General features: G+C 73.0%; 20 protein-coding genes. 14 read left to right on the top strand and 6 right to left on the bottom strand.

Annotated elements, in window-relative coordinates:
• The first annotated feature begins 36 nt into the window (after positions 1–36).
• From G011_RS0121330 to G011_RS0121315, 4 genes are all read left to right on the top strand, one after another.
• Complete coding sequence (locus G011_RS0121330) at positions 37–1,209, top strand: Gfo/Idh/MocA family protein (protein WP_036552881.1); 1,173 nt, start codon at positions 37–39, stop codon at positions 1,207–1,209.
• Complete coding sequence (locus tag G011_RS0121325) at positions 1,202–2,122, top strand: PmoA family protein (protein ID WP_019610251.1); 921 nt, start codon at positions 1,202–1,204, stop codon at positions 2,120–2,122. Before G011_RS0121330 ends, G011_RS0121325 begins: the two co-directional genes overlap by 8 nt.
• Entirely contained in the window at positions 2,119–2,883 is a 765-nt protein-coding gene (locus tag G011_RS0121320) for a cupin domain-containing protein (RefSeq protein WP_019610250.1), read from the top strand. Before G011_RS0121325 ends, G011_RS0121320 begins: the two co-directional genes overlap by 4 nt.
• Before the next feature lie 1,161 nt (positions 2,884–4,044).
• A complete protein-coding gene (locus G011_RS0121315; RefSeq protein ID WP_019610249.1) occupies positions 4,045–5,667 on the top strand; it encodes a carbohydrate-binding protein in 1,623 nt (540 codons plus the stop codon).
• 343 nt (positions 5,668–6,010) lie between these two features.
• Here the strand turns inward: G011_RS0121315 and G011_RS0121310 are convergent, their stop codons facing one another.
• Both G011_RS0121310 and G011_RS0121305 read right to left on the bottom strand, forming a co-directional pair.
• On the bottom strand, positions 6,011–6,307 hold the full coding sequence (locus G011_RS0121310) for a hypothetical protein (protein ID WP_019610248.1): 297 nt from the start codon (positions 6,305–6,307) through the stop codon (positions 6,011–6,013).
• A gap of 155 nt (positions 6,308–6,462) precedes the next feature.
• Entirely contained in the window at positions 6,463–7,437 is a 975-nt protein-coding gene (locus G011_RS0121305; protein ID WP_019610247.1) for an alpha/beta fold hydrolase, read from the bottom strand.
• A 54-nt stretch (positions 7,438–7,491) separates the two neighbouring features.
• On the opposite strand from G011_RS0121305, the gene G011_RS0121300 reads away from it, so the two are divergent.
• Positions 7,492–8,148 carry a TetR/AcrR family transcriptional regulator gene (locus tag G011_RS0121300; RefSeq protein WP_026338506.1) on the top strand — a complete coding sequence of 219 codons (657 nt, stop codon included), beginning with the start codon at positions 7,492–7,494 and terminating at the stop codon, positions 8,146–8,148.
• A gap of 308 nt (positions 8,149–8,456) precedes the next feature.
• Positions 8,457–8,966, top strand: coding sequence for a hypothetical protein (locus tag G011_RS0121295; RefSeq protein WP_013152055.1), 510 nt, complete (start codon positions 8,457–8,459; stop codon positions 8,964–8,966).
• Between the two features lie 95 nt (positions 8,967–9,061).
• Here the strand turns inward: G011_RS0121295 and G011_RS0121290 are convergent, their stop codons facing one another.
• Positions 9,062–9,439, bottom strand: a complete 378-nt coding sequence (locus G011_RS0121290) for a MerR family transcriptional regulator (RefSeq protein WP_019610245.1) — start codon at positions 9,437–9,439, stop codon at positions 9,062–9,064.
• 113 nt (positions 9,440–9,552) lie between these two features.
• Here G011_RS0121290 and G011_RS0121285 point away from each other — a divergent pair, with 113 nt between their 5' ends.
• The 3 genes from G011_RS0121285 (at position 9,553) to G011_RS0121275 (ending at position 13,025) form a co-directional block, all read left to right on the top strand.
• Positions 9,553–10,626 carry an alkene reductase gene (locus G011_RS0121285; protein ID WP_019610244.1) on the top strand — a complete coding sequence of 358 codons (1,074 nt, stop codon included), beginning with the start codon at positions 9,553–9,555 and terminating at the stop codon, positions 10,624–10,626.
• Positions 10,627–11,106: 480 nt separating this feature from the next.
• The gene (locus G011_RS0121280) at positions 11,107–11,964 is read left to right on the top strand and encodes an alpha/beta hydrolase (protein WP_231391548.1); all 858 of its coding nucleotides are present in this window, start codon (positions 11,107–11,109) and stop codon (positions 11,962–11,964) included.
• A gap of 119 nt (positions 11,965–12,083) precedes the next feature.
• Positions 12,084–13,025: a GntR family transcriptional regulator gene (locus G011_RS0121275; RefSeq protein ID WP_019610242.1), complete on the top strand. Its 942-nt coding sequence runs from the start codon at positions 12,084–12,086 to the stop codon at positions 13,023–13,025.
• 211 nt (positions 13,026–13,236) lie between these two features.
• Here G011_RS0121275 and G011_RS0121270 read toward each other — a convergent pair whose 3' ends face one another.
• The gene (locus G011_RS0121270; protein WP_019610241.1) at positions 13,237–16,029 is read right to left on the bottom strand and encodes an aconitate hydratase; all 2,793 of its coding nucleotides are present in this window, start codon (positions 16,027–16,029) and stop codon (positions 13,237–13,239) included.
• Positions 16,030–16,480: 451 nt separating this feature from the next.
• On the opposite strand from G011_RS0121270, the gene G011_RS0121265 reads away from it, so the two are divergent.
• From G011_RS0121265 to G011_RS0121245, 5 genes are all read left to right on the top strand, one after another.
• Entirely contained in the window at positions 16,481–17,482 is a 1,002-nt protein-coding gene (locus tag G011_RS0121265; RefSeq protein ID WP_019610240.1) for a tripartite tricarboxylate transporter substrate binding protein, read from the top strand.
• Positions 17,479–18,444, top strand: coding sequence for a tripartite tricarboxylate transporter TctB family protein (locus tag G011_RS0121260; protein ID WP_231391547.1), 966 nt, complete (start codon positions 17,479–17,481; stop codon positions 18,442–18,444). Before G011_RS0121265 ends, G011_RS0121260 begins: the two co-directional genes overlap by 4 nt.
• A gap of 5 nt (positions 18,445–18,449) precedes the next feature.
• The gene (locus tag G011_RS0121255) at positions 18,450–19,982 is read left to right on the top strand and encodes a tripartite tricarboxylate transporter permease (protein ID WP_026338505.1); all 1,533 of its coding nucleotides are present in this window, start codon (positions 18,450–18,452) and stop codon (positions 19,980–19,982) included.
• Between the two features lie 155 nt (positions 19,983–20,137).
• Positions 20,138–21,265 (top strand): MFS transporter, encoded by a 1,128-nt coding sequence (locus tag G011_RS0121250; protein ID WP_019610237.1) that lies wholly within the window; start codon positions 20,138–20,140, stop codon positions 21,263–21,265.
• A 428-nt stretch (positions 21,266–21,693) separates the two neighbouring features.
• Positions 21,694–22,587: an alpha/beta fold hydrolase gene (locus tag G011_RS0121245; protein WP_019610236.1), complete on the top strand. Its 894-nt coding sequence runs from the start codon at positions 21,694–21,696 to the stop codon at positions 22,585–22,587.
• A gap of 45 nt (positions 22,588–22,632) precedes the next feature.
• Here G011_RS0121245 and G011_RS0121240 read toward each other — a convergent pair whose 3' ends face one another.
• Positions 22,633–22,905, bottom strand: coding sequence for a hypothetical protein (locus G011_RS0121240; protein WP_019610235.1), 273 nt, complete (start codon positions 22,903–22,905; stop codon positions 22,633–22,635).
• A 49-nt stretch (positions 22,906–22,954) separates the two neighbouring features.
• Entirely contained in the window at positions 22,955–24,637 is a 1,683-nt protein-coding gene (locus tag G011_RS0121235) for a sodium:solute symporter family protein (RefSeq protein WP_019610234.1), read from the bottom strand.
• Positions 24,638–24,711: the final 74 nt, after the last annotated feature.

Genomic DNA, 24,711 nt, shown 5'->3' with positions numbered 1-24,711 from the left:
CGTTCACCATGGGTTCGTGATCCGAGGGGTGTGCCAGTGCCGAGTCCCAGACCACCGATTCGCGTAGCCGTCGTCGGAAGCGGCGGTATCGCCCGGGGCAGGCACCTGCCCGCGCTCGCCGCCCTGGGGGGCAGGGTCGAGGTGGTCGCGTTGGCCGACCCCGACGCCTCCCGCGTGTCCGCGACCGCCGACGAGTGGGGCGTCCCCGGCCGCTACACCGGCCTCGACGCCCTGCTGCGCGCCGAGTCCCCCGACCTGGTGATCGTGTGCACGCCGCCCGTCGCGCACAAGGACGCGGTGATCACGGCCCTGGACGCCGGGTGCTGGGTGTGGTGCGAGAAGCCGCCGGCGCTGTCCCTCGCCGAGTACGACGAGGCCTGTGCCCACGAGGGAGGCGGATCCGGTCCCGGCGCGTCCGGTCCCGGCGGCGGAGGCGGCCCCTTCGTCAGCTACGTGTTCCAGCACAGGTTCGGCTCCGGCGCCGAGCGCCTGCGCCGCCACCTGGCCGAGGGCACGCTCGGCCGCCCGCTCGTCGGCGTGTGCAACACCCTGTGGTTCCGCGCCCCGGACTACTTCGAGGTCCCCTGGCGCGGACGCTGGGCGACCGAGGGCGGCGGCCCGAGCATGGGCCACGGCATCCACCAGATGGACCTCATGCTCTCCCTGCTCGGCGACTGGTCCGAGGTCACCGCCGTGATGTCCACGACCGCCCGGTCCACCGAGACCGAGGACGTGTCGATGGCGATCGTGCGCCTGGAGTCGGGCGCGACCGTCTCCGTGGCCAACAGCCTGCTCTCCCCCCGCGAGACCAGCTACCTGCGCTTCGACTTCGAGCACGCCACGGTCGAGCTGGAGCACCTCTACGGCTACGACAACGCGCACTGGCGCTGGACCCCCGCGCCGCACGTGCGCGACGCCGACGCGGTCGCGTCCTGGCCGCCGGTGGAGGACGAGCCGAGTTCGCACCGGGCCCAGCTCGCCGCGCTGCTCGACGCGATGGAACGCGGAGAGCGGCCCCGCGCCAGCGGCCCCGACGGTCGGCGCGCCCTCGAACTCGTCACGGGCATGTACCGGTCGGCCCTGACCGGCACGACGGTGCGGCGCCGGGACCTGCCCCCGGACGACGGCTTCTACCACGCGATGCACGGGGGCGACGCGGGCACCGCCGCGGCCGTCCTCACCAGGACGGAGGAGAACACAGGTGTCTGAGACCCCCACCCTGACCGAAGGAGACGACGCGCTCACCGTGGCGGTGGGCGGGGTCGAGATCGCGCGCTACGTGCTGCGCCCCGACTCCCCCGCCACCGAGTCGCCCAAGCCCTACCTGCACCCCCTGCGCACCCTCAGCGGCGCGCCGCTGACCGCGTTCCGGCCGTGGGACCACCGGTGGCACAAGGGCCTCCAGATGACCTGGTCCCACGTCTCGGGGCAGAACTTCTGGGGAGGGCCGACCTTCGTCCGCGGCGAGGGCTACCGGTGGCTGGGCAACAACGGCGCCATCGGCCACGAGGGGTTCACCTCCGTCGCCCGCGACGGCGACGGCGTCTCGGTCACCGAGCGCCTGGCCTGGAGGAGTTCGGGCGGCGAGCGGTGGATCGCCGAGGTGCGCACCCACCGGTTCCACTCGGCGGACCGCGAACGGGGGATCTGGGCGCTGGACTTCGCGACCTCGCTGACCAACGTGCGCGGGAGTGCCCTCGAACTGGGCAGCCCCACCACCCACGGACGCGCCGCCGCGGGCTACACCGGGCTCTTCTGGCGCGGCCCCCGCTCGTGGACCGGCGGCGACGTGGTCAGCGCGACCGGCCTCACCGGCGCCGACGTCATGGGCACGGAGGCGAACTGGATCGCCTTCAGCGGCCAGCACGACGAGATCGACGGCGGCGCGACCGTCCTGGCCTACGCCGGGACCACGAGCGCCTCCGTCCCGATCAGGTGGTTCGTGCGGACCGACCCCTTCCCCGTGTTCAGCCCCTCGCCGTCCTTCGACGAGGAGATCGTCCTGGAGCCGGACCACACCCTGAGCCTGCGCCACCGCCTGGTGTTCGTCGACCGGGTGTGCGCCGCCGACGAGGCCGGTGCGCTCGCGCGGGAGTACGCGCCCGGGGAGGAGGCGCCGTGAACACGCCCCGTTTCCCCGGCGGCACCGCCGTCAGCGGCCTGCGGGTCTACGACTGGGAGGCGCCCGACGGCCTGCACGGCGGCACGCCCCACCTCCACACCGCGTCGTCGGAGGCCTACGTGGTGGTCGCGGGCGAGGGCGAGGTGCACACGGTCACCCCGCGGGGCGTCGCGGCCGACCCGCTCGCGGCCGGTGCCGTGCTGTGGTTCGCCCCGGGCACCGTGCACCGGCTGGTGAACTCCGGCGGGCTGGAGATCACCGTGGTCATGCAGAACGCGGGCCTGCCCGAGGCGGGCGACGCGGTGTTCACCTTCCCGCGCGGGGTGTTGACCGACCCCGAGGCCTACGCCGCCGCGGCGGCCCTGCCCGCGGAGGGGCCCGAGGAGCTGCGCGCGGAGCGGGCGCGGGCCCGGCGCGACCTGGCCCTACGTGGCTACTGGGAGCTGGTCGCGTCGGTCCGCGAGGAGGGCGCGGGAGCGCTGGAGGAGTTCCACCGGCTCGCGGCGGAGGTGGTGCGGCCGCGCGTGCGGGAGTGGCGGGAGATCTGGCGCGAGGGCGTGGAACGGGAGGTGGAGCGCACCCGGGAGCAGCTCGCGGCGCTGGCCGGGGGCGACCCGGGGATCATGCGGGATGCGGCCGTGGTGCGCACCGAGCCGAGGCCGGGGCCCCGGGCCTTCGGGATGTGCGGACGCCTGCGCACGTGGCGGGTCGCGGACGCTCCCGAGACCGGCGAACCCCCGGGAGCCCCGGAGACCCCGTAGGCCCCGGGCCTCCTCGGTTGCGGAGGCCCGGGGCACCTCGGGAAGCCCCGGGGACCTCAACCGCCCCGGGGACCTCCGACCTGCCGGGTTCCCCAGAGGTCCCGGAACACCCCGGATGCCCGGGGCCCCGAGCACCCACGATTCCAGAGGTCTGGGGAACCCCGGGAATCCCGCAAGTCTCAAGAGCCCCAGGCACCCACGATCCCGCAGGTCCGGGGCACGTCGGGAGTCCCGGAGGCCTCAAGCACTCCAGGCACCTCCGCTCTGCCAGACCCCCCAGAGAACCCGGAACGCCTCAGCGGCCCCGGAGACCCCAGACAGCCTCGAAACCCAGAAGACCGGGCGACCCCAGAGACCCCGGAGACCCCGGACAACCCGTACCCCCCGTGCCCCGGTGCCCCAGAAAGGGACACCGACCTCCTCCGGGGGCCCGAGCGCCAGCGCCCCGGGGGGACATCGGGCTGACCGATGACCTGCGGCTGATCAGGGACGGCGACGCCGAGCGGATCGCCGAGGAGGTCCCCGGGGCCCGCGCCCCGAGGCGCGGGATCGACGAGGCGGTACCGGGGCGCGGGGCTGACGGCGCCAGCGTTCACCAATGTCCTGGTAAGGGCTTTCCGTATCACCTGGTTCGGCGTCTCCGGCCACGCCGTCAGGCCAGGTCAACGCCCTCGTGAAGCGCGTCGCACGAACACGACCGAAACACCATTCGCCACTCACGCCTCTTCTGCCCCACGAGGCACATGGGCGGACGCCTCGACGCGCCGCCCGCGCGCCATCGCCACCGCGACCGAGCGCCACCAACCCTGACACAGAGCACCTACAAGAAAAAGGCCACCGCTCCGAACAGGAGGAACTCCGCGCTATTAACACGAAAGCGCACGGAGAACAAGACCGTTGACGCGCTGGGAACGAACACTTAACTTCTCGTTTGAAAGCGCTTTCCGTACCACGGGTGTCACCGTTCCACCGGCACGGCCGACCCCGTGGCCGCACCACCCCATGACCGACCGCGCCGCGCTTTCCGCGCCGCGCCGACCACACGGCACCGGCCGTGCCACACCGTCCGCACCCGGGGGCGCCCGCCCCCGGCCCCCTTCCCCCGACCCTTCCGTTCAACGTCCCACTGGTCAGACGCACCAACCCCCCTGGAGACGAACGATGAGAACCAGACCCGCCCTCGCGTGCGCCGCCCTGCTGGCAGGCACGCTCGTCACGCTTTCCGGCACCGCGGCGCACGCCGCCACCACCCGCTACGAGGCCGAGGGCTCCTCGGCCTCCTGCAACGGCAGCATCGAGACCGAGTGGCCGGGTTACTCCGGCAACGGGTTCTGCGACACCGAGAACGAGGAGGGCGCCCACGTGCAGTTCAGCGTGAACGCCCCCGCCTCGGGAACGGCCACGCTGACCGTGCGCTTCGCCAACGGCACCTCCTCCGCCCGCCCCGCCGACGTCCTCGTGAACGGCTCCCGGGCGGCGTCGGTCTCCTTCGAGGGCACCGGCGACTGGGACGCGTGGACGACCAAGACGCTCACCGTCCAGCTGGCCGAGGGCGCCAACACGATCCGGTTCGACCCGACCGGTTCCCAGGGCATGCCCAACGTCGACTACCTCGACGTGGAGACCAGCGGCGGTGGCGACGACGGCGGAGGCGATGACGGCGGCGGTGACGACGGGGGCGGCGACGACGGCGACCCGCCGACCTCGGACGCGTTGTACGTGGCCCCGGGCGGCAGCGCGGGCGCGGACGGCACCGAGTCCGACCCCACCACGCTCACCTCGGCCATCGACCGGATCGAGCCCGGCGGGACGATCCACATGCGCGGCGGGACCTACTCCTTCTCGGACACGGTCACCATCCCGCTGGGCGAGGACGGCACCTCCGGAAACCGCACGGAGCTGTCCGCCTACCCGGGTGAGACCCCGGTGCTGAACTTCTCCGCCCAGAGCGAGGACTCCGCCAACCGCGGCCTGGCACTGGAGGCGTCCTACTGGCACGTCGAGGGCATCGTCGTCGAGCACGCCGGGGACAACGGCATCTTCGTCAGCGGCAGCCACAACGTCATCGAGCGCACGGTGACCCGCTTCAACCGCGACACCGGCCTCCAGCTCTCGCGCCGCGTCTCCAGCACCCCCGAGAGCGACTGGCCCGCCCACAACCTCATCCTGAGCGCGGAGTCGCACGACAACGCCGACTCCGACGGCGAGGACGCCGACGGCTTCGCCGCCAAGCTCACCTCCGGCCCCGGCAACGTCTTCCGCTACGCCGTGGCCCACAACAACATCGACGACGGCTGGGACCTCTACACCAAGGACGACACCGGCCCCATCGGCACCGTGACCATCGAGGACTCCCTGGCCTACGAGAACGGCATCCTCAGCGACGGCTCCCAGGCCGGCAACGGCGACCGCAACGGCTTCAAGCTCGGCGGCGAGGACATCGGGGTCGACCACGTCATCACGGGCAACATCGCCTACGACAACGGCAAGCACGGGTTCACCTACAACAGCAACCCGGGCTCGATGACGGTGTCGGACAACGTCAGCATCGGCAACGAGGAGCGCAACTTCAACTTCGACGACGGCTCCTCGGTGTTCCGCGGCAACACCTCGTGCGACAGCGGTTCCAACGACCGGATCATCGGCAACGCCGACAGCTCCAACCAGTTCTGGTCCGGCTCGAACGGGTCGCGGTGCTCCTCCTACGACGGCGGCCTGGACTGGTCCTACGCCGCCGACGGCACCCTGGTCGTGACCTTCGGGGGCCAGCGGGTCACGCCGTAACCGGCGCCGCGGCCCGGGTGCGCTGACGCGACCGAGGCGCCCGCCACGGTTCGGTCCCCGGACCCGCACCCGCGCCCGCGCCCGAAAAACAGGAGGCCCCGACCAGCGGGGAAGTCCGCTGGCCGGGGCCTTCGCGCACCCGGTGGGGCGCCGGGCGTCCCACGGGACGTGCGCGGTCCCGGACGGCTCGCGTGCCGGAACGCCGCGCCACGGGCCAAGGGGGCTCAGTACCCCGGTTCCGGGCGCAGCGGTCCGCCCACCCCGTGCGGGTGCCGTATCGCCTCGGCGCAGGAGTGCGGCAGGCCCCGTCTCGTGGCACGAAGACCGTCCGGGCCGCGACCCCTCAGGGCTCCAGGCGGCGCAGCGCCTCCTCCCAGCGGTGGCGGCGGTCGGCCTCCGGCAGCTCCCACCAGGGCGTGCCGCGCTCGCCCAGGCCGTGCTTGGCCAGGGCCACGCGTGCGCGCGCCCGCCCCTCGGCGTCGGTGTCCCCGGCGCGCAGCGCGGCGGCCACGTCCCTGCGCGCGGACATCAGGTGTCTTACCAGGCGCTCGCGTACCGGTTCCGGCAACTGCGGGTCGCTCGCGCGCCAACGGCGGCCGGAGACCACGACGTAGCGTCCGTCCTCGGTGCGTTCGGGCATGTCCGTGTGGTGCCCGCGAACGGCCCGGAGCAAGCGCGCCGCTCACCTCAGGAACGGTCGTCATCCGTCTCAGGGCCGGTCGGCAGCCGTCCCGGGGCGCTCGGCACCCCGTCCAGGGCCGGTCAACACCCGTCCAAGGCCCGAGGGCGCCCGTCTCACGACCGGTCGGCCTCGTCCAGAAAGGCGTCGATGTCGGCGGCCATCTCCTCGGGGTACTCGCCGTTGATCGCGTGCGAGGCCTCCGGGTAGACCTCGACCGTGCCGTTCGGCAGGGCGCGCTCGGCGGTGGCCGCGGCCGTGTCGGGGTCGTGCATCACCGACCGTCCGGCGACGAACGCCAGCACGGGCATGTCCAGGTCCGTGAGGGACTCCTCGCTGATCCTGCCGGGCTGGGGCAGCTTGATCGCGTAGTTCTGCATGCCGGACTCGATCATCCGGGCGACCGGAACGTCCTCCACCGGAGCGCCGCCCGCGGTCCAGGAGTTGAAGCCGTCGCGCCAGGAGCGCGGCAGCCAGGGCAGCGATGCGGGCAGGGAGCGCAGGACCACCTCCATGGGCATGTCGTCGAAGACGAACACCGGGTCGACCAGCGTCACCGAGGCCACCAGCGAGGGTTCGCGGACGGCCAGGTTGGTCACCGACCAACCGCCGAACGACAGCCCCACCAGGTGGAACCCCTCCTCGGGCAGGCCGTCGAGGGCCTGGTGCAGCCACGCCGCCTGGTCGGCGTCGTCCTCGATCGGCCGGTCCTGCACGCTCATCCCGGGTTCGCCCAGCAGGTCGACCGTGTAGACGTCCCCGACCTCCAGCAGGGAGGGCAGGTTGTCCGCCCAGACCGGCGAGGGCGCCGCCCGGCCGGGCAGCAGGACCAGCGGCTCCTCCCGGTCCCCCGCGCCCTCGAAGCGGTACATCCGCACGACTCCGTAGTCGGTGCGCACGTCGATCTCGGCGTCGGGCCGGGGCAGGTCGGCCATCGCCGCCTCGTAGGCGCGCATGAAGGCGTCCCGTCCCTCGGCCGAGCGCCAGTGCCCCACCGGGGAGGGCGTGCGCAGGGCGATCGCGGCGAGGAGCACCGCGACGACCACGGCGCACGCCACGATGATCCACCGGTTGCGCTTCTTCTTCTGCATGACAGCCCCTAACCGCTTGGTAAGTAATCTGACCATACGGTAAGTTCTGGAGTCATGACAAGAGAGAACCCCCGGTCGCAGGAATCCGGACACAGGCACGAGCAGACAGAAGGGCCGACACGGGGACAGGAGCGCGGGCCCCGCAGGCCCACCCTGACCGAGCAGGCGCGGCGCGCGCAGCTCATCGACGTGACGGTCCGGCTCATCGCCGAGCACGGGGACGCGGCCACCTCGCTGGCCCGTATCGCCGAGGCCGCGGGCATCACCAAGGCGGCGGTGCTGTACCACTTCCGCTCCAAGGACGCCCTGGTGCGCGCGGCGCACGAGAGCGCGCTCAGCAGTCTGGTCGAGCACGTGGGCCGGGCCGTGGAGAGCGCCGACGCCGAACGGGCCCCCGCCGCCTACATCCGCTCGATGGTCGGCTACCTGCGCGACCACCCGGGCCACACCCGGGTGGTCATCGCGGCGGTGAGCGACGAGGACCGCCGCTCCAGCCAGCGCTGGCGCCCCCTGGCGGACCTGATGGCGGCCGCCCGGCGGGCGCGCGGAGCGGACTCGGGCACGGAGGGGCCGGACCTGCGCACCACGGCGCTGATCGTCGGCGGCGGCATGGACGCGATCGTGGCCGAGCACCTGGACCACCCCGACTACGACCCGCTCGCGGCGGCCGAGGAGCTGGTCGCCATGCTCGACGGCGTCCTCTTCTCCTGACCGGCGGCGAACCGGCGCGGGGCTCCCACGGTCCGCGTTCCCCACCCGCGCCCCCGCCGGGGCCTGTCCGGATCCGCCCTGACAGCGCCTTCGGGGCGGACAACCGCGGGACGCACCCGGGAGGCGCGCCGGAGTCTCGGCCCCGGCCTCGGCGGCTTCGGCGACGGCACTGATCGACACGACCTCGGACGCGGTACCACCGGACCGGTGTACACGTTGGCCAAACCAGGCCAAATACTTTCAAAAGGCCGCGCATGAGGCATGACTCCTGCAACGATGACGCTTCCATCAGCCCCTCAGGAGCGTCCATGCCACGTCTTGCCCTGCGCGCCGCCGCGATCGCCGCGGCCGCCGTCACCGCCGCCTCACTGCTGTCGGCCCCCGCACAGGCCGCCTCCACCACCGGAGCGCTCATGGTCACCCAGGTGCGTCCCAACGCCGCCGGGTCGGACACCTCCAGCAACGTCAACGGGGAGTACTTCCTCATCAGGAACGTCACCACGCGCACCGTCAACGTGGGCGGGTACGTCCCCGACATCACCACCAACACCTACGGGCGACCGCTGCCCTCCTACAACCTGCCCGCGGGGGCGACGGCCTACGTGCGCACCGGAAGGGGAACCCACCGGCGCGACTCCAACGGCTACCACCAGATCTACCGGGGCTACGACCGCCACGTCCTGCTCAACAGCAGCACCAGCCGCAACCCCGACCTGCGCCTGAAGCGTCCGGGCAGCGCCGACAACAACTCCAGCACGGGCACCATCAGCTCCTGCAACTGGGGCAACGCCGCCAACGGCACCACCTACCGCTGCTGACCGCCGTCCGGGTCCGGCCCCGTCGACCGGTGGGGCCGGACCCGGACGCAGTGGGACGGGACAGGCCGGGAGGGGAGGGAAAAGGCGGGGGCGCGTCAGGCGGCGGCGCCGGAGCGGAACCGCTCCCGGTAGGCGAGGGCCGCTTCCGTCAGGTCGTCGAGCGCGTCGCGCGTGCGCACCAGCTCGGCGATGTGCTCGGTGAGCCGGTCGCGCTCCTGGGCCATGCGCTCGATCGCCGCGTCGGAGTTGCGCTCGCTGGGCGCCTCCGCGCAGGGCAGCACATCGGCGATGGTGCGGCTGGACAGCCCGGCGGCGTACAGCCGCTGGACGAAGGCGACGCGCTCGACCGCGGCCTCGGTGTAGTGCCGCTGCCCGCTGTCGCTGCGGGCGCTCATGAGCAGCCCCTGCTCCTCGTAGTAGCGCAGGGACCGGACGCTCACGCCCGTCCGCCTGGCGAGTTCCCCGATGCGCACGACTTCCTCCCCCGTGACCTGCGGCACAACCGCTTGCCCCTCACATCAATGTGAGGTTTTAGCGTAGTCGACGTACCCGACCGGGGTACGCCGCCCACGGAGGAGAACCTGTCGTGACCAGCCTTTTCCAGCCCTACCGGCTCGCCGACCTGCACCTGCCCAACCGGGTCGTGATGGCGCCGATGACCCGCGTCCGCGCCGCCGAGGGCGGGCTTGCGACGCCGTCCATGGCGGCGTACTACGCCCAGCGCGCGACCGCGGGGCTCATCGTCTCCGAGGGGGTGCAGCCGAGCCTGGTGGGGCAGTCCAACCCGGGAACGCCGGGGCTGCACACCGACGAGCAGGTCGCCTCCTGGAAGCCGGTGACCGAAGCGGTGCACGCCAACGGCGGCCGCGTCTTCGCCCAGATCATGCACGGCGGACGCGTCTCGCACCCCGAGACCACCGGAACGCAGCCGGTCGGCCCCTCGGCCGTCGCGGCCACGGGCGACGTGTTCACGCCGAGCGGCCCCCAGCCCGTGCCGGTGCCGCGTGCGCTGGAGGAGGCCGAGGTGCCCGAGCACGCCGAGTCCTACGCCCGGGCAGCACGCCGCGCGGTCGCCGCCGGATTCGACGGGGTCGAACTGCACGGGGCCAACGGCTACCTGATCTCGCAGTTCCTCTCGGACAACGCCAACCTGCGCACCGACTCCTACGGGGGCTCGGTGGCCAACCGGATCCGGTTCGCCGTCGAGGCGACCGCCGCCACCGTCGACGCCGTGGGGGCGGAGCGCACGGGTATCCGCCTCTCCCCCGGCGCCGGGTTCTGGGGGGTGAAGGAGACGGGCGTGCGCGAGCTGTACACCGCGCTGCTGGCCGAGCTGGCCCGGATCGGGGTGGCCTACGTCCACCTCGAAGCCACCACCGACGAGGAACTGCTGCTGGAGCTGCGCCGCGCCTGGCCGGGCACCCTCATCATGAACCCGGTGCTCCCCATGGGTCCCAAGCAGGTCGGCCGAGCCGAGGCCGACCACTGGCTGGGGCTGGGGGCCGACCTCATCAGCTTCGGCCGCGCGTTCATCGCCAACCCCGACCTGGTGGAGCGGCTGCGCACCGGGCTGCCGCTCGCCCCGGTGGACGAGGCGACCTACTACCAGGGCGGCGACCGGGGTTACCTGACCTACCCCGCGTACCAGTACAGCGCGTAGGTTCCGGGGCTGTGCTGGTCATGACCCGCTTCCGGCCGACCCTGCCCGGTGTCCACGCCCGGGCGTGAGAGTCCGTGTGGAAGGCAGCAGGGAAGACGCGAGGCAGCGCAGGAAGTGCCGGGAACGCGGCGGCCCTTCCGGGAAAGCACCCGGAAGGGCCGCCGGGCCGCTGCCCCCCGCCTTCTGGGATCGCCTTGCGGGGCGCGGGCCCGCCGGATGTCCGGGCACTCGACCAGGGCATCCGCCCCCACACCCCGTTCCGGTATGCTCCGGACGGCATCCGCGCCGCCCGGCGGCGGACGGCGCGACGCCCTGCTCGCCCGCCCGCGAACCGAGGGAGGCCCCCGTGCCGACCACCACCGTCCCAGGACCGCTGTCATGAAGCTGTCGAGGGTGGCACCGGAGCTGCGCGGCCCCCTGCTCCGTTCACCGGAAGTCCCTGTACACCGCCCCTGGGCCCTGCGACTCACACGCAAACTGATGGAAGACCTGGACGCCCGGCACCTGCCCGGCGTCACCATGGAACTCCCCGAGGAAGCAGCCCCCGGCGTACGGGTCTACCGCCCCGACGACAAGCACTCGGACGGCGCCCTCGTCTGGATCCACGGCGGCGGCCTGGTCATGGGCCGCGCCGTGCAGGACGACCCGCTGTGCAACGCCACCGCCCGCCGGCTGGGCGTCACCATCGTCTCCGCCGAGTACCGCATGGCCCCCGAGGACCCCTACCCCGCCGCCCTGGACGACTGCCACGCCGCCTGGACCTGGCTCCAGGACAACGCCGCCTCCCTGGGCGTGGACCCCGCGCGCGTGGCGATCGGCGGCCAGAGCGCGGGCGGCGGCCTCACCGCCTCACTCGTCCAACGGCTGCACGACGAGGGCGGCACGCAACCGGTCGGACAGTGGCTGCTGTGTCCCATGCTCGACGACCGCACCGCCGCCCGGCGCGACCTGGACAGGGTCCGCCACCGCATCTGGAACAACGAGGTCAACCGCTTCGGCTGGCGTTCCTACCTGGGCACCGACCCCGGCGCGGCCACGGTCCCGCGCTACGCCGTGCCCGCACGCCGCGAGGACCTCAGCGGTCTGCCGCCCGCCTGGATCGGCGTCGGCGACATCGACCTGTTCCACAACGAGTCCAGGGAGTACGCGCACAGGCTGCGCGACGCCGGCGTGGACACGACCTTCTACCTGGAGCCCGGAGCTCCCCACGGGTTCGACTCCTGGGGCGCCAGGACCTCCGTCGCCCGCGACTACCTCGACCGGGCACGGACCTGGCTGGAGAAGGCCCTGGCCCGCGAGCTGGACGGTTCCCGACACCCCGTTCGGGCCGACTCCTGACACTCCGCTCCCGGCTACCCGCTCCCGAGGCCCGGCCCCGGACCCCCGGGCGTCCGCGCCCCCGGCCGGAGAGCACCGGCATCATAGGGAGGGAACGCAGCCACACGACGGGAACGCGCATGACCGGAGCAGTCGAGACGGGCGCCAGGAAGAGCGCGGACGGCCGGGCCTCCGCGCTCGCGCTCTCGCTCGCGACCCAGATCAGCGAGCTGGCGCGGACGGGCGGCCTGGACGAGGGCGCGCACCTGACCGAGCAGTGGATCGCCGACCGGCTCCAGGTGTCGCGGTCCCCGGTGCGGCGCGCGCTGGCGCTGCTGGACGAGATGGGGATCGTCGAGCACATCCCGAACCGGGGGTACTTCCTCACCCGGCCGGGCAGCGAACTGGCTTCCGTGGACGCCGTTCCGGAGCGGGACGGGCAGGAGGACCTGTACTTCCGCGTGGTGGACGACTTCCTCAACGACCGGCTCGACCGGGAGTTCACGGCCGCGGAGATCGCGCGCCGCCACGGGGTGGCGGCCCGACACGTGCAGCAGGTCCTGGTCCGGATGGAGGCCGAGGACCTGGTGCGGCGGCGGACGGGCCGCGGCTGGGAGTTCCAGGAGGTGCTCTCCACCGCGGAGGGGCACGACCACAGCTACCGGTTCCGGATGATCGTGGAACCCGCCGCGCTGCTGGAGCCGGGGTTCGCGGTGGACGCGGAGGCCTTCGCGCTCCACCGGGAGCGCCAGGAGGGCCTGGTACGGGGCAGGGCGCTGTCGTCGGCGCGCGGCACCCTGTTCCAGACGGGGGCGGAGTTCCACGAGATGCTCGTGGGGTGCGCGAACAACCCGGTCCTGCTCGACGCGGTGCGTCGGCAGAACCGGGTGCGCAGGCTCATCGAGTACCGCCACCAGGTGGACCGCACGCGGATGGTGCACCAGGCCCGCGAGCACCTGCTCCTGATGGACCTGCTCAAGGAGGGGCGGATCGAGGAGGCCTCCCGGGCCCTGCACGCGCACCTGGACCGGGTCCGGTGGATCAAGACCGGGATCGGCGCGGAGCCGCCCGCCCTGCTGTGACGGGTGGCGGCCCCGCGACCGGGCGTGCCCGCGTGCGGACCTGACCGGAGAAGGCCCTGAGCGGGGACCGGCCCCGGGCGCGCGGACGTCCGTTGCCGGGGATCGCCGCACCCCCCGGTTCGGCGGGCCGAGCGCGCGGGCGTTCACCGGTCCGGGACGGCCCCGGGCACGCAGGTGTCCACCGATCGGGACGGCCCAGGACGGGACGGCCTCAGACGGGACGGCGGTCCGCGAAGCGGCGCGCCACATAGGGCATCGTGCCCCCGTGCCGCAGGTAGGCGACCTCGTGCCCCGAGTCCAGGCGCAGCAGCACCGTGTGCTCCCGAGCGCTCCCGTCGGCCCCGGTGACCCTGAGGACGAGCGGCGTCACCCCCACCCCGATCCCGCCGAGCCCGAGGACGGTCAGGCGCTCGCCGCCGTCGAGCTCCAGGTCGGCCGCGGTGCTCCCCTCGGGGAACAGCAGCGGCAGGACCCCCATGCCGATGAGGTTGCTGCGGTGGATGCGCTCGAAGCTCTCCGCGATCACCGCCCGTACGCCCAGCAGGGCCTGGACCTTGGCCGCGACGTCGCGGCTCGACCCCGTCCCGTAGGACCGGCCCGCCAGGACCACCAGGTCCACCCCGGCCTCGCGGTAGGTCGCGGCGGCGTGGAAGACCGGTTCCACGCGCGAGCCGTCGAGGACGCGGGCGTGCCCTCCCCTGCCGCGTTCGTCCTCCGGCAGGAGCAGGTTGGCCACGGCCGGGTTGGTGAAGGCGCCGCGCAGCATCACCTCGGGGTTGCTGCGCCGGGTGGAGTACTGGTTGAGGTCGCGCGGTTCGGTGCCCCGTTCCCGCAGGTAGGCACCGGCCAGGCTGTTACGGGGGATGGCCCCGGCCGGTGAGATGTGGTCGGTGGTGACGTGGTCGCCCAGCCACAGCAGGACCCGGGCGTCCTCGACCCGGACCTCGCTGCCCGGTCCGGGGCGCACACCGGTGAGGTAGGGCGGTCGGCGGATGTAGGTGGAGTGTTCGTTCCAGGGGAAGTGCGTGCTCCCGGCCGCGTCCAGCGCCCGCCACTGCTCGGTGCCCTCCCAGACCGCGGCGGCGTTCTCCCGGAAGGCCTGCGGGTCGACCGCCTTCTCCGCGACGCGCGCGACCTCCTCGTCGTCGGGCCACAGGTCCGCGAGGTACACCGGGGTCCCGTCGCGGTCGTGGCCGAGCGGCTCGGCGGCGAAGTCGTGCAGGACCGTTCCGGCCAGGGCGTAGGCCACGACGAGGGGCGGCGAGGCCAGGTAGGCGTGCGAGACGCGCGGGTTGACCCGGCCGGGGAAGTTGCGGTTGCCGGACAGCACGGCCGCGGCCTCCAGTCCCTCCCCGGCCAGTTCCTCCAGTTCGGGGACGAGGGGGCCGGAGTTGCCGATGCAGGTCATGCAGCCGAAGCCGACGGTGTGGAAACCGGCCGCCTCCAGGGGCTCCATCAGCCCGGCCTCCTCCAGGTAGCCGACCACCACCCGCGAGCCCGGGGACAGGGTGGTCTTGACCCAGGGCTTGACGCGCAGGCCGCGCTCCATGGCCCGTGCCGCGAGCAGACCCGCCTGGATCATCAGCGCGGGGTTGGCGGTGTTGGTGCAACTGGTGATGGCGGCGATGCCCACGGGTCCGCGCGGGAGGGGCTCGCCGAAGACGTCCTCCCCCGTCGCGGCGCCCGCGGCGCCGTCCGTGCCGTCCGAGCCGGGGCGGGGAGCCGGAGCCGGGTTCAGATCCGAGGCCGCGGCCGGGCCCTCGTCCGTGCTCGCGCCCGCCACCGTGTCCGGGGCCGGAACGCTCTCCGGCGCGGACGCGGTCTCCAGGAAGGACGCGGGCACCCGGGACAGCGGAACGCGCTGGTCGGGGCGGTGCGGCCCGGCCAGGCAGGGCTCCACCGCGTCCAGGTCGAACTCCACGAGCCGGTCGAAGCGCGGCTCCGGGGAGTCCGCGCCGCGCACCAGCCCCTGGGCGCGCATGTAGGCGTCCACCGCCTCCACGTGCCCGTCCTCGCGCCCGGTCAGGAGCAGGTAGTCGCGGACCTCGCGGTCGTAGGGAAAGTAGGCGCACGTGGCGCCGTACTCGGGCGCCATGTTCGCCACCGCCGCGCGCGCCGACCAGGACAGGCCGTCGATCCCCGGCCCGCAGAACTCCACGAACGCGTCCACGACGCCGGTCGCGCGCAGCAGCTCGGTCAACGTCAGCGCCAGGTCGGTGGCGGTGACGCCGCGCCGCAGGCCCCCGGTGAGCCGGACGCCGACGACCTCGGGGAAGTTGAGCATCACGGGTTCGCCGAGCATGGCGGCCTGCGCCTGGAGGCCGCCCACGCCCCAGCCCAGGACGCCGATGGCGTTGATCATCGGCGTGTGGCTGTCGGTGGCCACGAGGACGTCGGGGTGCAGGAGGTCGGGACCGTCGCCGCCGTCCTCGCGCCAGACCACGCGGGCGAGGGTCTCCATGTTGACCTGGTGGATGATGCCCCGGCCCGGGGGGACCACGCGGAAGCCGCGCACGCTGCGCTCGGCCCACTTGACGAACTCGTACCGCTCGGCGTTGCGGCGGAAGTCGATGTCGAGGTTGCGGGCGAAGGCGGCCGCCGAACCGTGCGTCTCGGCGATCACGGAGTGGTCCACGACCAGGTCGGTGGCGATCACCGGGTTGACGTCCGCTGCGTCGCCGCCCAGTTCGGTGACCGTGTCGCGCAGGGCGGCCAGGTCGGTGAGCGTGGGCAGGCACGTGGTGTCGTGCAGCATCATCCGGTTGGGGTGGAAGGGGACCTCGCAGTCCCCGCTGCCCGAGCGCACGCGGGCGAGCACCGCGGGCAGCGCCTCGGGCGCCCGGCGGGCCACGTTCTCCACCAGGACGCGGACCGTGTAGGGCGTGCGGTCCAGCTCGTCGGGGGTGAGCAGCCGGTCGAGCGCGACGTAGCGGAACTCGCTTCCGGCCGCGTTGAGTACCGCTGTCGCGGCGGTTCTGGCGGTTGTGGCCACGGAGTCGTCCATCGTCTCCCCACGCTGGTCCTCGGGTGCGCCGGTTCCCGGACACCCATGATTGTTCTAGCAACGAGACTAGTACAAAGTGGAAACACCTGGCGGAGCCAGCCCCCCGAGAGCGACCGCCCGCCCCTTCGAGACATCCCACCAGGTCGCGACCGGCTCTCCCCCTCCGCCGCGTCCTTGCACTTGCAGCGGACCCAGGCGCCCGAACATCGCCACAACCACGAGATCACCTGGGTCGGAACGCCGTACTCCGCACCGGCCGCGCCCCCGTCGCCCCCCGACCCCACGTGGGGAGAACCGGGAGGCTCCCGAGGGGTGACGAGCACTGATCTCGGGTTCCGCATATTGCACTCGCGTTCATCTTGGTGCAATATCTCCAGGTGTGTGCCCCGCCTCACGAGGCACACGTCACACAGGGACCGGGCACCGGTCACTCGACCCGTGGGGGAGAGCAATGCAGATAACGGCTCCGAGCCGACGCGAGGCGATCGCGGGTGCGATCGGAGCGGTCGCCCTCGCCGGTGCCCTGGTGGAGGTCCGCGCCGGCGAGACCTCCCGTGAAGCGGGCACGGGCGGTGGGCGCCTGGAGATGGTGGTTCCCGCCGCGGCGGGCGGCGGCTTCGACACCGTCGCCCGGCAGACGCAGTACGCGCTCCAGCAGAACGGCCTGGCCAGCGGGATCGAGGTACTCAACCTGCCCGGTGGCGGCGGCACCGTGGGCCTCAACCACACGGCGCGGCAGAGCGGGCGCGGGGACGTGCTCATGGTGATGGGCAGCTCGATCCTGGGCGGCATCGAGATCACCGGTTCGCGGACCACCCTGGCCGACATCACGCCGCTGGCCCGGCTGGCCGAGGACTACATCGTGGTCGCGGTCCGCCAGGACTCCCCGCTGCGGACCCTGGAGGACCTGGCCGCGGCCTGGACCGGGGCGCCCCGCGACCTCGTGGTGGGCGGGGGCGCCATCGGCACCTCGGACCACCTGCTGGCCGCGCTGATGCTCGACGGGCTCGGGGTCTCGCCCTCCGAACTGAACTACATCGTCTACTCGGGCGACGGCGAGGTGCTCACCTCCCTGCTGTCGCACACCTCCGACATCGCGGTGTCCAGCTACAACGGCTTCCAGTCGCAGATCGAGGCCGGGGAGGTGCGGGCGCTGGCCGTCTCCGCCGCCGAACCGCTGCCCGGCGTGGACGTCCCCACCCTGCGCGAGGCGGGCATGGACCTGGACCTGGCCAACTGGCGCGGCCTGGCCGCGCCGGGCGGGCTGGACGGGGACCAGCGCGAGGTCCTGCTGGACCTGACCCACGCGCTGGTCGGGACACCGGAGTGGCAGGAGGCCGTGGAGCGCTTCGGGTGGCGGGAGGCGTTCGTCGCCGGGGAGGACTTCGACGCGTTCCTCACCGAGGAGACCGCTCGCCTGGAGCAGATCATCGAGGGATTGGGGCTGTCGTGACCCGAGAAAGACCCGCCGGGGTGCAGTCCCCGGACACCGACGCGGAGACCGGGCCCGTGAACGGGAGCGAGGCGCAGGCCAGCACCCGGACCGGGTCCGGGAACGGCGACGGGACCGGCGTCGGGAAGGCTGTTGGAAGCGTGACCGGCGACAGGCCCGGAACGCAGGCCGCGAGCGGGACCGGACCGGCCCCCGAGGATCTGCCCGGCGACCGGCCCGACACCGGTACCCCGCAACCCGGGACCGGATCCGACACCGCCGCCCCGGAGTCCGTGCCCGCGACTGATCCCGCGCCCGTCACCCTCGGCACGGCGCTGGCCGTGCCCGTGGTGACCCTGGTGACGGCCCTCTTCCTGCTCGTGGGAGGAATGGCGATCCGCGTGCCGGAGAGCAGCGGCTTCCTGGGCCCGCAGTTCTTCCCGCTGACCGTGGGCGCCCTCCTGGGCGTCACGGCGTGCGTGGCGGGGGCGCGCGCGGTCCTGGCCGTGCGGCGCTCCCCGTCCGCCGGAACCACCGCGACCCCGGCGGCACCGGGTGCCCCGGAGTCCTCCGGGGCATCCGCGCCCCCGGAGTCCACGGGGACCTCCGCGACGCCCGGGGGCTCCGGCTCCCGCGCCGAGGCCGCGGCTTCGACCGCTCCGACCGCGACCGACACGGCCACCGACGACGGCGCGGCCACCGCCAACGGCGCGGCAGCCGACGACGCGAAGAGCGAACACGGCGACTGGCGCACCCTGGGCATCATGGCCGCGACCCTGACCGCCCACGTCCTGCTGCTCCAACCGCTCGGCTGGCTGCTCTCGGGCACCCTGCTCTTCTGGGGCGTCAGCTTCGCCCTGGACCGACGCTCACCCCTGCTGGACCTGTGCGTGGCCGTGGCCCTGGCCGCGATCGTGCAGATCTGCTTCTCCGGCCTGCTGGACGTGTCGCTGCCCAGCGGCCTGCTCGGAAAGGTCCTGTGAACACCGTGGACACCTTCTCCCTCCTCATGTCGGGGTTCGCCGAGGCGCTGACCCCCGTCAACCTGCTGTGGTGCCTCCTCGGCGTGGTCCTGGGCACGGCCGTGGGCGTCCTGCCGGGGCTGGGCTCGTCCATGGCGGTCGCCCTCCTGCTCCCCCTGACCTTCCTGCTGGAGCCGACCGCGGCGTTCATCATGTTCGCGGGCATCTACTACGGCGGGCAGTTCGGCGGCGCGACCACGTCCATCCTGCTCAACACCCCCGGGCAGAGCTCCTCGATCGCCACCGCGTTCGAGGGCCACATCATGGCGCGGCGCGGCAGGGCCTCCCAGGCCCTGGCGGCGGCGGTGATCGGCTCCTTCGTGGGCGGCATCGTGGCCACGACCGTGGTGGCCTTCTTCGCCCAGCGCATGGTGGTCCTGGCGCTCGGGTTCGGACCGGCCGAGTACTTCGCGCTCGCCGTCCTGGCCTTCGTGTGCACCGCCGCCGTCGTGACCTCCTCCCCCCTGCGGGGCATCGCCGCGCTGGGCATCGGCCTGGCGGTCAGCGTGGTCGGCATCGACGACCAGAGCGGCGCGATCCGCCTGACCCTGGGCGTTCCGCAGCTGCTGGACGGGGTCGGCATCGTCGTGATCACGGTCGGGCTGCTGGCCGTGGGCGAGGTCCTGCACACCGGGTTCCGGCCGAGCCGGGCCCCCGCCGGGCAGCTGGTCGCGTCGGGCACGCCGTGGCTGGGGCGGGCGGACCTGCGCCGCTCCTGGAAGCCCTGGCTGCGGGGAACCGCGCTGGGCCTGCCCTTCGGCGTGATCCCCGCGGGCGGTTCGGAGATCCCCACCTTCCTGTCCTTCGGGGCCGAGAAGGCGCTGGCCAGGCGGCGCGGCGACAGCGAGTTCGGCCGGGGCGCGATCGAGGGCGTGGCGGGTCCGGAGGCCGCCAACAACGCGACCACGGCGACCGCGATGGTCCCCCTGCTCGGGCTCGGCCTGCCCACGTCCGCGACGGCCGCCGTGATGCTGGCGGCGTTCCAGCAGTACGGGATGCAGCCGGGCCCCCTGCTCTTCGAGCAGGAGGGCGACCTGGTCTGGGCGCTGCTGGCCAGCATGTTCATCGGCACGTTCCTGCTGCTGGTGATCAACCTGCCCTTCGCGCCGCTGTGGGCGCGTCTCCTGCGCCTGCCCCAGCGCCACCTGTTCGCGGGGCTGATGGTCTTCGCCACGGTGGGCGTGTACTCGGTCAAGGGCTCGGTGTTCGACGTCGTCCTGCTGTTCGCGGTGGGCGCCCTCGGGCTCCTGATGCGCAGGTACGACATTCCCGTGGCGCCGGTCCTCATCGGCGTCATCCTGGGGCCGCTGGCCGAGAGCGAGCTGCGCCGGGCGATGGCCGCGAGCCAGGGCGACGTGTCGATCCTGTTCGACAGCGGCATCGCGGTCGGCATCTACACCATCCTCGTGGCGGTGGTGGCGGTCTTCGCGGTCAAGCGGGTGCGGGACCGGCGCCGGTCCGCGACCCCGGCCGACGAGCGCCGGGTGGACACCGTGTAGAACCAGATGGTCACGTCATCGGATGTCCCCGGGGGACCCCCAGCCTCCGGGGCGCCGTTGCGTCGGGCGGGGAGTACACGGACGAGGGGGAGAGAACGTTGGGAAGAGGCCGCGTCAGGGGGGCGTCGTGGCTCTGGCCGCTGTTACTGAGCGTCATGTTCACCCACACCGCGCTCAATCTCGCCCGTCCCCTGGTCTCGTACCGGACGATCGCCCTGGGCGGTGACGCCGTGGCGGTGGGCCTGGTCACCGCCGCCTACGCGCTGCTGCCCCTGCTGGTGGCGGTCCCGCTGGGGCGGGCGACCGACCGGTCCCGGCGCATGGCGTGGATCGTCGGCCTGGGCGCGGCGGTGCTCGGCGCGGGCTCGCTGCTGCTGGCGTACGGCACGGACCTGTTCGCGATCGCCGCGGCCAGCACGGTGCTGGGCATGGGCCACCTGCTGTGCATGGTCGCGGGTCAGGGGCTCATCGCGCGCCTGGCCGCACCGGGGAACCTGGACCGCGACTTCGGGTGGTTCACCGCGGCGGCCTCCCTGGGCCAGCTCGTGGGCCCCCTGCTGTCGGGTGCGATGCTGGCCGACGCCTCGGGGGACGCGCTGCTGTCGGCGACCTCCTCCGCCCTGCTCGTCGCCGCGGTGACCGGCGGGCTGGGGCTGGTGCCGACCCTGGCCTTCGTCCGGGTGCGCATGCCCGCGCCCTCGCGCGAGAAGGGGTCGGAGAGGACCCCCGCGCGGGAACTGCTGCGCAGGCCGGGCCTGCCCTCGGGGCTGTTCGCCAGCCTCGCGCTGCTCTCGGCCGTGGACATCCTCACCGCCTACCTGCCGCTGGTCGCCGAGAACCGCGGCATCTCGCCGATGGCGGTCGGCGTCCTGCTGAGCCTGCGCGCGGGGTTCTCACTGCTGTCCCGCCTGGTGCTGTCCCGCCTGGTGCGGCGCTGGTCGCGCGAGACGCTGATCGCGGTCAGCGCCGGGGCCGCGGGCCTGTCGATGGCGGCGGTGGCCCTGCCGGTCAGCAACGTGTTCGTGCTGGGGGCGGTGCTGGCCGTCGGGGGGTTCCTGCTGGGTCTGGGCCAGCCGCTGACGATGTCGGCGGTGGCCACGGCAGCCCCGGAGGGCTCGCGCGGGGCCGCCCTGGCGCTGCGGATCTGGGGCAACCGGCTCGGGCAGGTCGGGATCCCGGCCGTGGGCGCGGGGGTCGCGGGCGCGGTGGGCGCGCCCGGGGCGCTGTGGTTCGCGGCGGTGGTGCTCGTGGCGTCGGCGGTCACGGCGGCCAAGCAGATCTGATCCGCCCCGGGGCCTGCCGGGAAGCGTGAGTCAGCAGGTGCACGCGGGGCCTCCCGGCCACGCGAGGCAGACACGCACGAGGCGCCAGACGCACGCGGGGCCCCGGCCACGTGGGACGGCGGAAAGCAGGAGGCACCAGGCGCACGCGTGGCCTCCCGACCATGCGAGACAGACGCGTACGGAAAGCCGGGTGCGCATGAGGCGTGCGAGCCGCATGGGTGGCCCGGGGTGTGCGAGACGGATATGCAGCACAGGCGTCACAAGCGTGTTCGCCCGTCCCGGAACCGGACCCGGGAACCGCCTCGGCGCGAACGCGCAGGTGGCGCACTTCCCCCCTGTTCGAACACCCCCCGGGGGCGTACGATGGGACGTTAGGTGTGTCGGCAGTCGGGTCCACCGGCCCCGGCGTCTCCACGGAACCAGGCAACGTGAACCACCCCGCCCCCTCTCCCGCACAGCGCGTCTACCGTTCCCGGACCACCAGACAGGCCGTCCACGACTGGTGCTGGGACGGGCTCAACGCCCAGGCCCTGCTCACCCCGCTCGCGACCGTCCCCTGTTCCCTGGGCGTCACCCGCGTCTTCACCGCCCCCGGAGGCCCCGGCACCCCGGTCCTCGTGCTCCCCGGGTCGGTCCTGAGCGCGGCCACGCTCCTGGACGCCGTCCGCGTCCTGTCCGAGGACCGCCCCGTCCTGGTCGCCGATCCGCCCGGACAGCCCGGGCTCAGCGACGGCGACCGGCCGCTGGTCGAGCGTCCGGCGTACTACGGCGGCTGGCTGGACGAGGTGCTGCCGCAGATCACCGACCGCCCGGTCCTGGTCCTGGGCCACGGCATCGGCGCGGCCATCGCGCTCTCGGCCACTCCCGGGCCCCTGGTGGCCGGGCTCTGCCTGGTCAACCCCGGCGGCCTGACACCGGCGACCGGCGGCACCGGCCTGGCCGCCGCCCTGGTGCGCTGGAGGTTCCACCCCGACACCCGGTCCAGCTCCGCGCTGCTGCGCGCCATGTGCGGCCCCGGCTCGGCCGAACCCCGGGACACCACCCTGCTGGAGTGGACGACCCTGGTCGGCCGGTCCTGCCGCGCGGTCAACGTGCTGCCGCCCCGGCCGCTGCGCGCGGAGGCCCTCCACCACTGGCGGCGGACCCCGGTCAGCGTCGCCACCGGGTCGCACGACCCCTTCTTCTCCCCGGACCTGCTGTACAGCCCGGCCCTGCTCTTCCTGGACGCCGCCGTCCACACCGTCCAGGGCGCGGGGCACCTCGCGCTGCGCGAACGCCCCGACCTGGTGCGGAACCTGCTGCGGGGGTTGCCCAGCGCCTGAGGCCCCGGGCGCGCGACGCGCCCGGGGCCCGTGTGACCGCGCGGATCAGGCCCCGGTGTCGGGGCCCGGCTCCTCGGGGGCCTTCAGCGGCTTGACCAGCGCCCAGCCGCCCATGAACACGGCGAAGGCCAGCATGCCCAGGCCGGACCACAGGTTCAGGTTCGTTCCGCTCTGCTCGATCTGCTCCGGCGTGGCCGCGAAGCCCATGACCGTCAGCACGACGCCGTAGATGGCGAACAGCAGCGCGATGATCGTGCGGATGTCGAAGACCCGGGAGGCGGTGCGGCCCTTCCTCTTTCCGGGGCTGTCAGCACTCATCGGATGACCTCCTCAGCTTGTCTCAGCACGGTGCACCTCTCGGGGTCGCTCAGGCGAAGATGATGTTCAGGACGATGACGAGCACCAGGGCGATCCCGGCCAGCAGCCCCGGTCGGCGGTACCAGCCGGCGTCCTCACCGGTGGTGGAGGCCTTGCGCGACTCGCGCGGGGTCAGCGAGTGCACCAGGCCCACCAGCTCGGAGTCGGGCTTGGGCCGGGTGAACATGGTGACCACGACGCTGACGAGGATGTCGACCACGAAGGCCGCTCCCGCGCCGACGAAGCTCGCGCCCTGCGCCGACAGGGCCAGCACGCCGGTCTCGGCGAGCAGGAACACGCCCACTGCGGCCAGGGTTCCCGCCGCCAGGCCGCTCCAACCGGCGTGGGGCGTCATCCGCTTCCAGTACATACCGAGGATGAACGTGGCGAACAGCGGCGCGTTGAAGAACGAGAACAGCTGTTGCAGGTAGTCCATCAGGTTGGAGTAGCCCGAGGCGATGAACGCCGTGCCCACGGCGCCGACGGTGGCGCCGACCGTGACCCACCGGCCCATGCCCAGGTAGTAGGAGTCGGGCCGGTTCTTGACGACGTAGGCCTGCCAGATGTCGTACGTGAACACGGTGTTGAACGAGCTGAGGTTGGCGGCCATACCGGCCATGAACGACGCGAGCAGACCGGCCAGGGCCACGCCCAGCAGACCGTTGGGCAGCACGTCGCGCATCAGCAGCAGGATCGCGTCGTTGTAGTCGACGCCGGGGTTCTCACCGGCCTTGAGCTGGACCATCTCCGAGACGCTCACGCCCGCGATCATCCCGGGGATGATGACGATGAACGGGATGAACAGCTTGGGGAAGGCGCCGATGATGGGGGTGCGCATCGCGGCCGACATGCTCTTGGAGGCCATGGCGCGCTGCACCTCGACGAAGTTCGTCGTCCAGTAGCCGAAGGCGAGGACGAAGCCGAGGCCGAAGACGATGCCGAGGATGCTCAGGAAGCTGTCGCCGAAACCGGTCAGCGCGTTGCCCGGCCAGGCGGAGAGCTGTTCGGCGCCCTGCGGGGAGGCGGTGACCTCCTCCACCAGACCCGACCAGCCGCCGACCCGGTTCAGTCCCGCCAGGGTCAGCGGCAGCAGCGCCGCGACGATGACGAAGAACTGGAGCACCTCGTTGTAGATCGCCGCGGAGAGTCCGCCCAGCGCGGTGTAGCTGAGGACGATCGCGGCGGCGACCAGGAGCGACAGCCACAGGGGCCAGCCCAGCAGCGCGTCCACGATGGTCGCCAGCAGGAAGAGGTTGACGCCCGCGATCAGGATCTGGGCGACCGCGAAGCTGACCCCGTTGAGCAGGTGGGCGGCGGTGCCGAAGCGGCGGAGCATGAACTCGGGGACGCTGCGGACCTTGGAGCCGTAGTAGAACGGCATCATGACCAGGCCCAGGAACAGCATCGCCGGGACGGCGCCGATCCAGAAGTAGTGCATGGTCGGCATGCCGTAGTTGGCGCCGTTGGCCGACATGCCGATGATCTCGATGGCGCCGAGGTTGGCCGCGATGAAGGCCAGACCCGTCACCCAGGCGGGCAGGGAGCGCCCCGACAGGAAGAAGTCGAGGCTGTTGGAGACCGAACGCCGGGCGATGAAGCCGATGCCCAGCACGAACGCGAAGTACACCGCGAGCAGGGTGTAGTCGATGGCGTTGGCGTCCAGCCTCAGGGAGTCCTGTGCTAGCACGGTCACGTCGGCTGGTCCTCTCTCGACGCGGCGGCCCCTGCGTGGAAGGCCTGTTCACACCTTCGGACGTGGTGCGCTCG

It is taken from the genome of Nocardiopsis sp. CNS-639 (genome assembly GCF_000381685.1).
Lineage (GTDB): Bacteria > Actinomycetota > Actinomycetes > Streptosporangiales > Streptosporangiaceae > Nocardiopsis > Nocardiopsis dassonvillei.
This window is presented reverse-complemented; position numbering and strand designations above follow the sequence as displayed.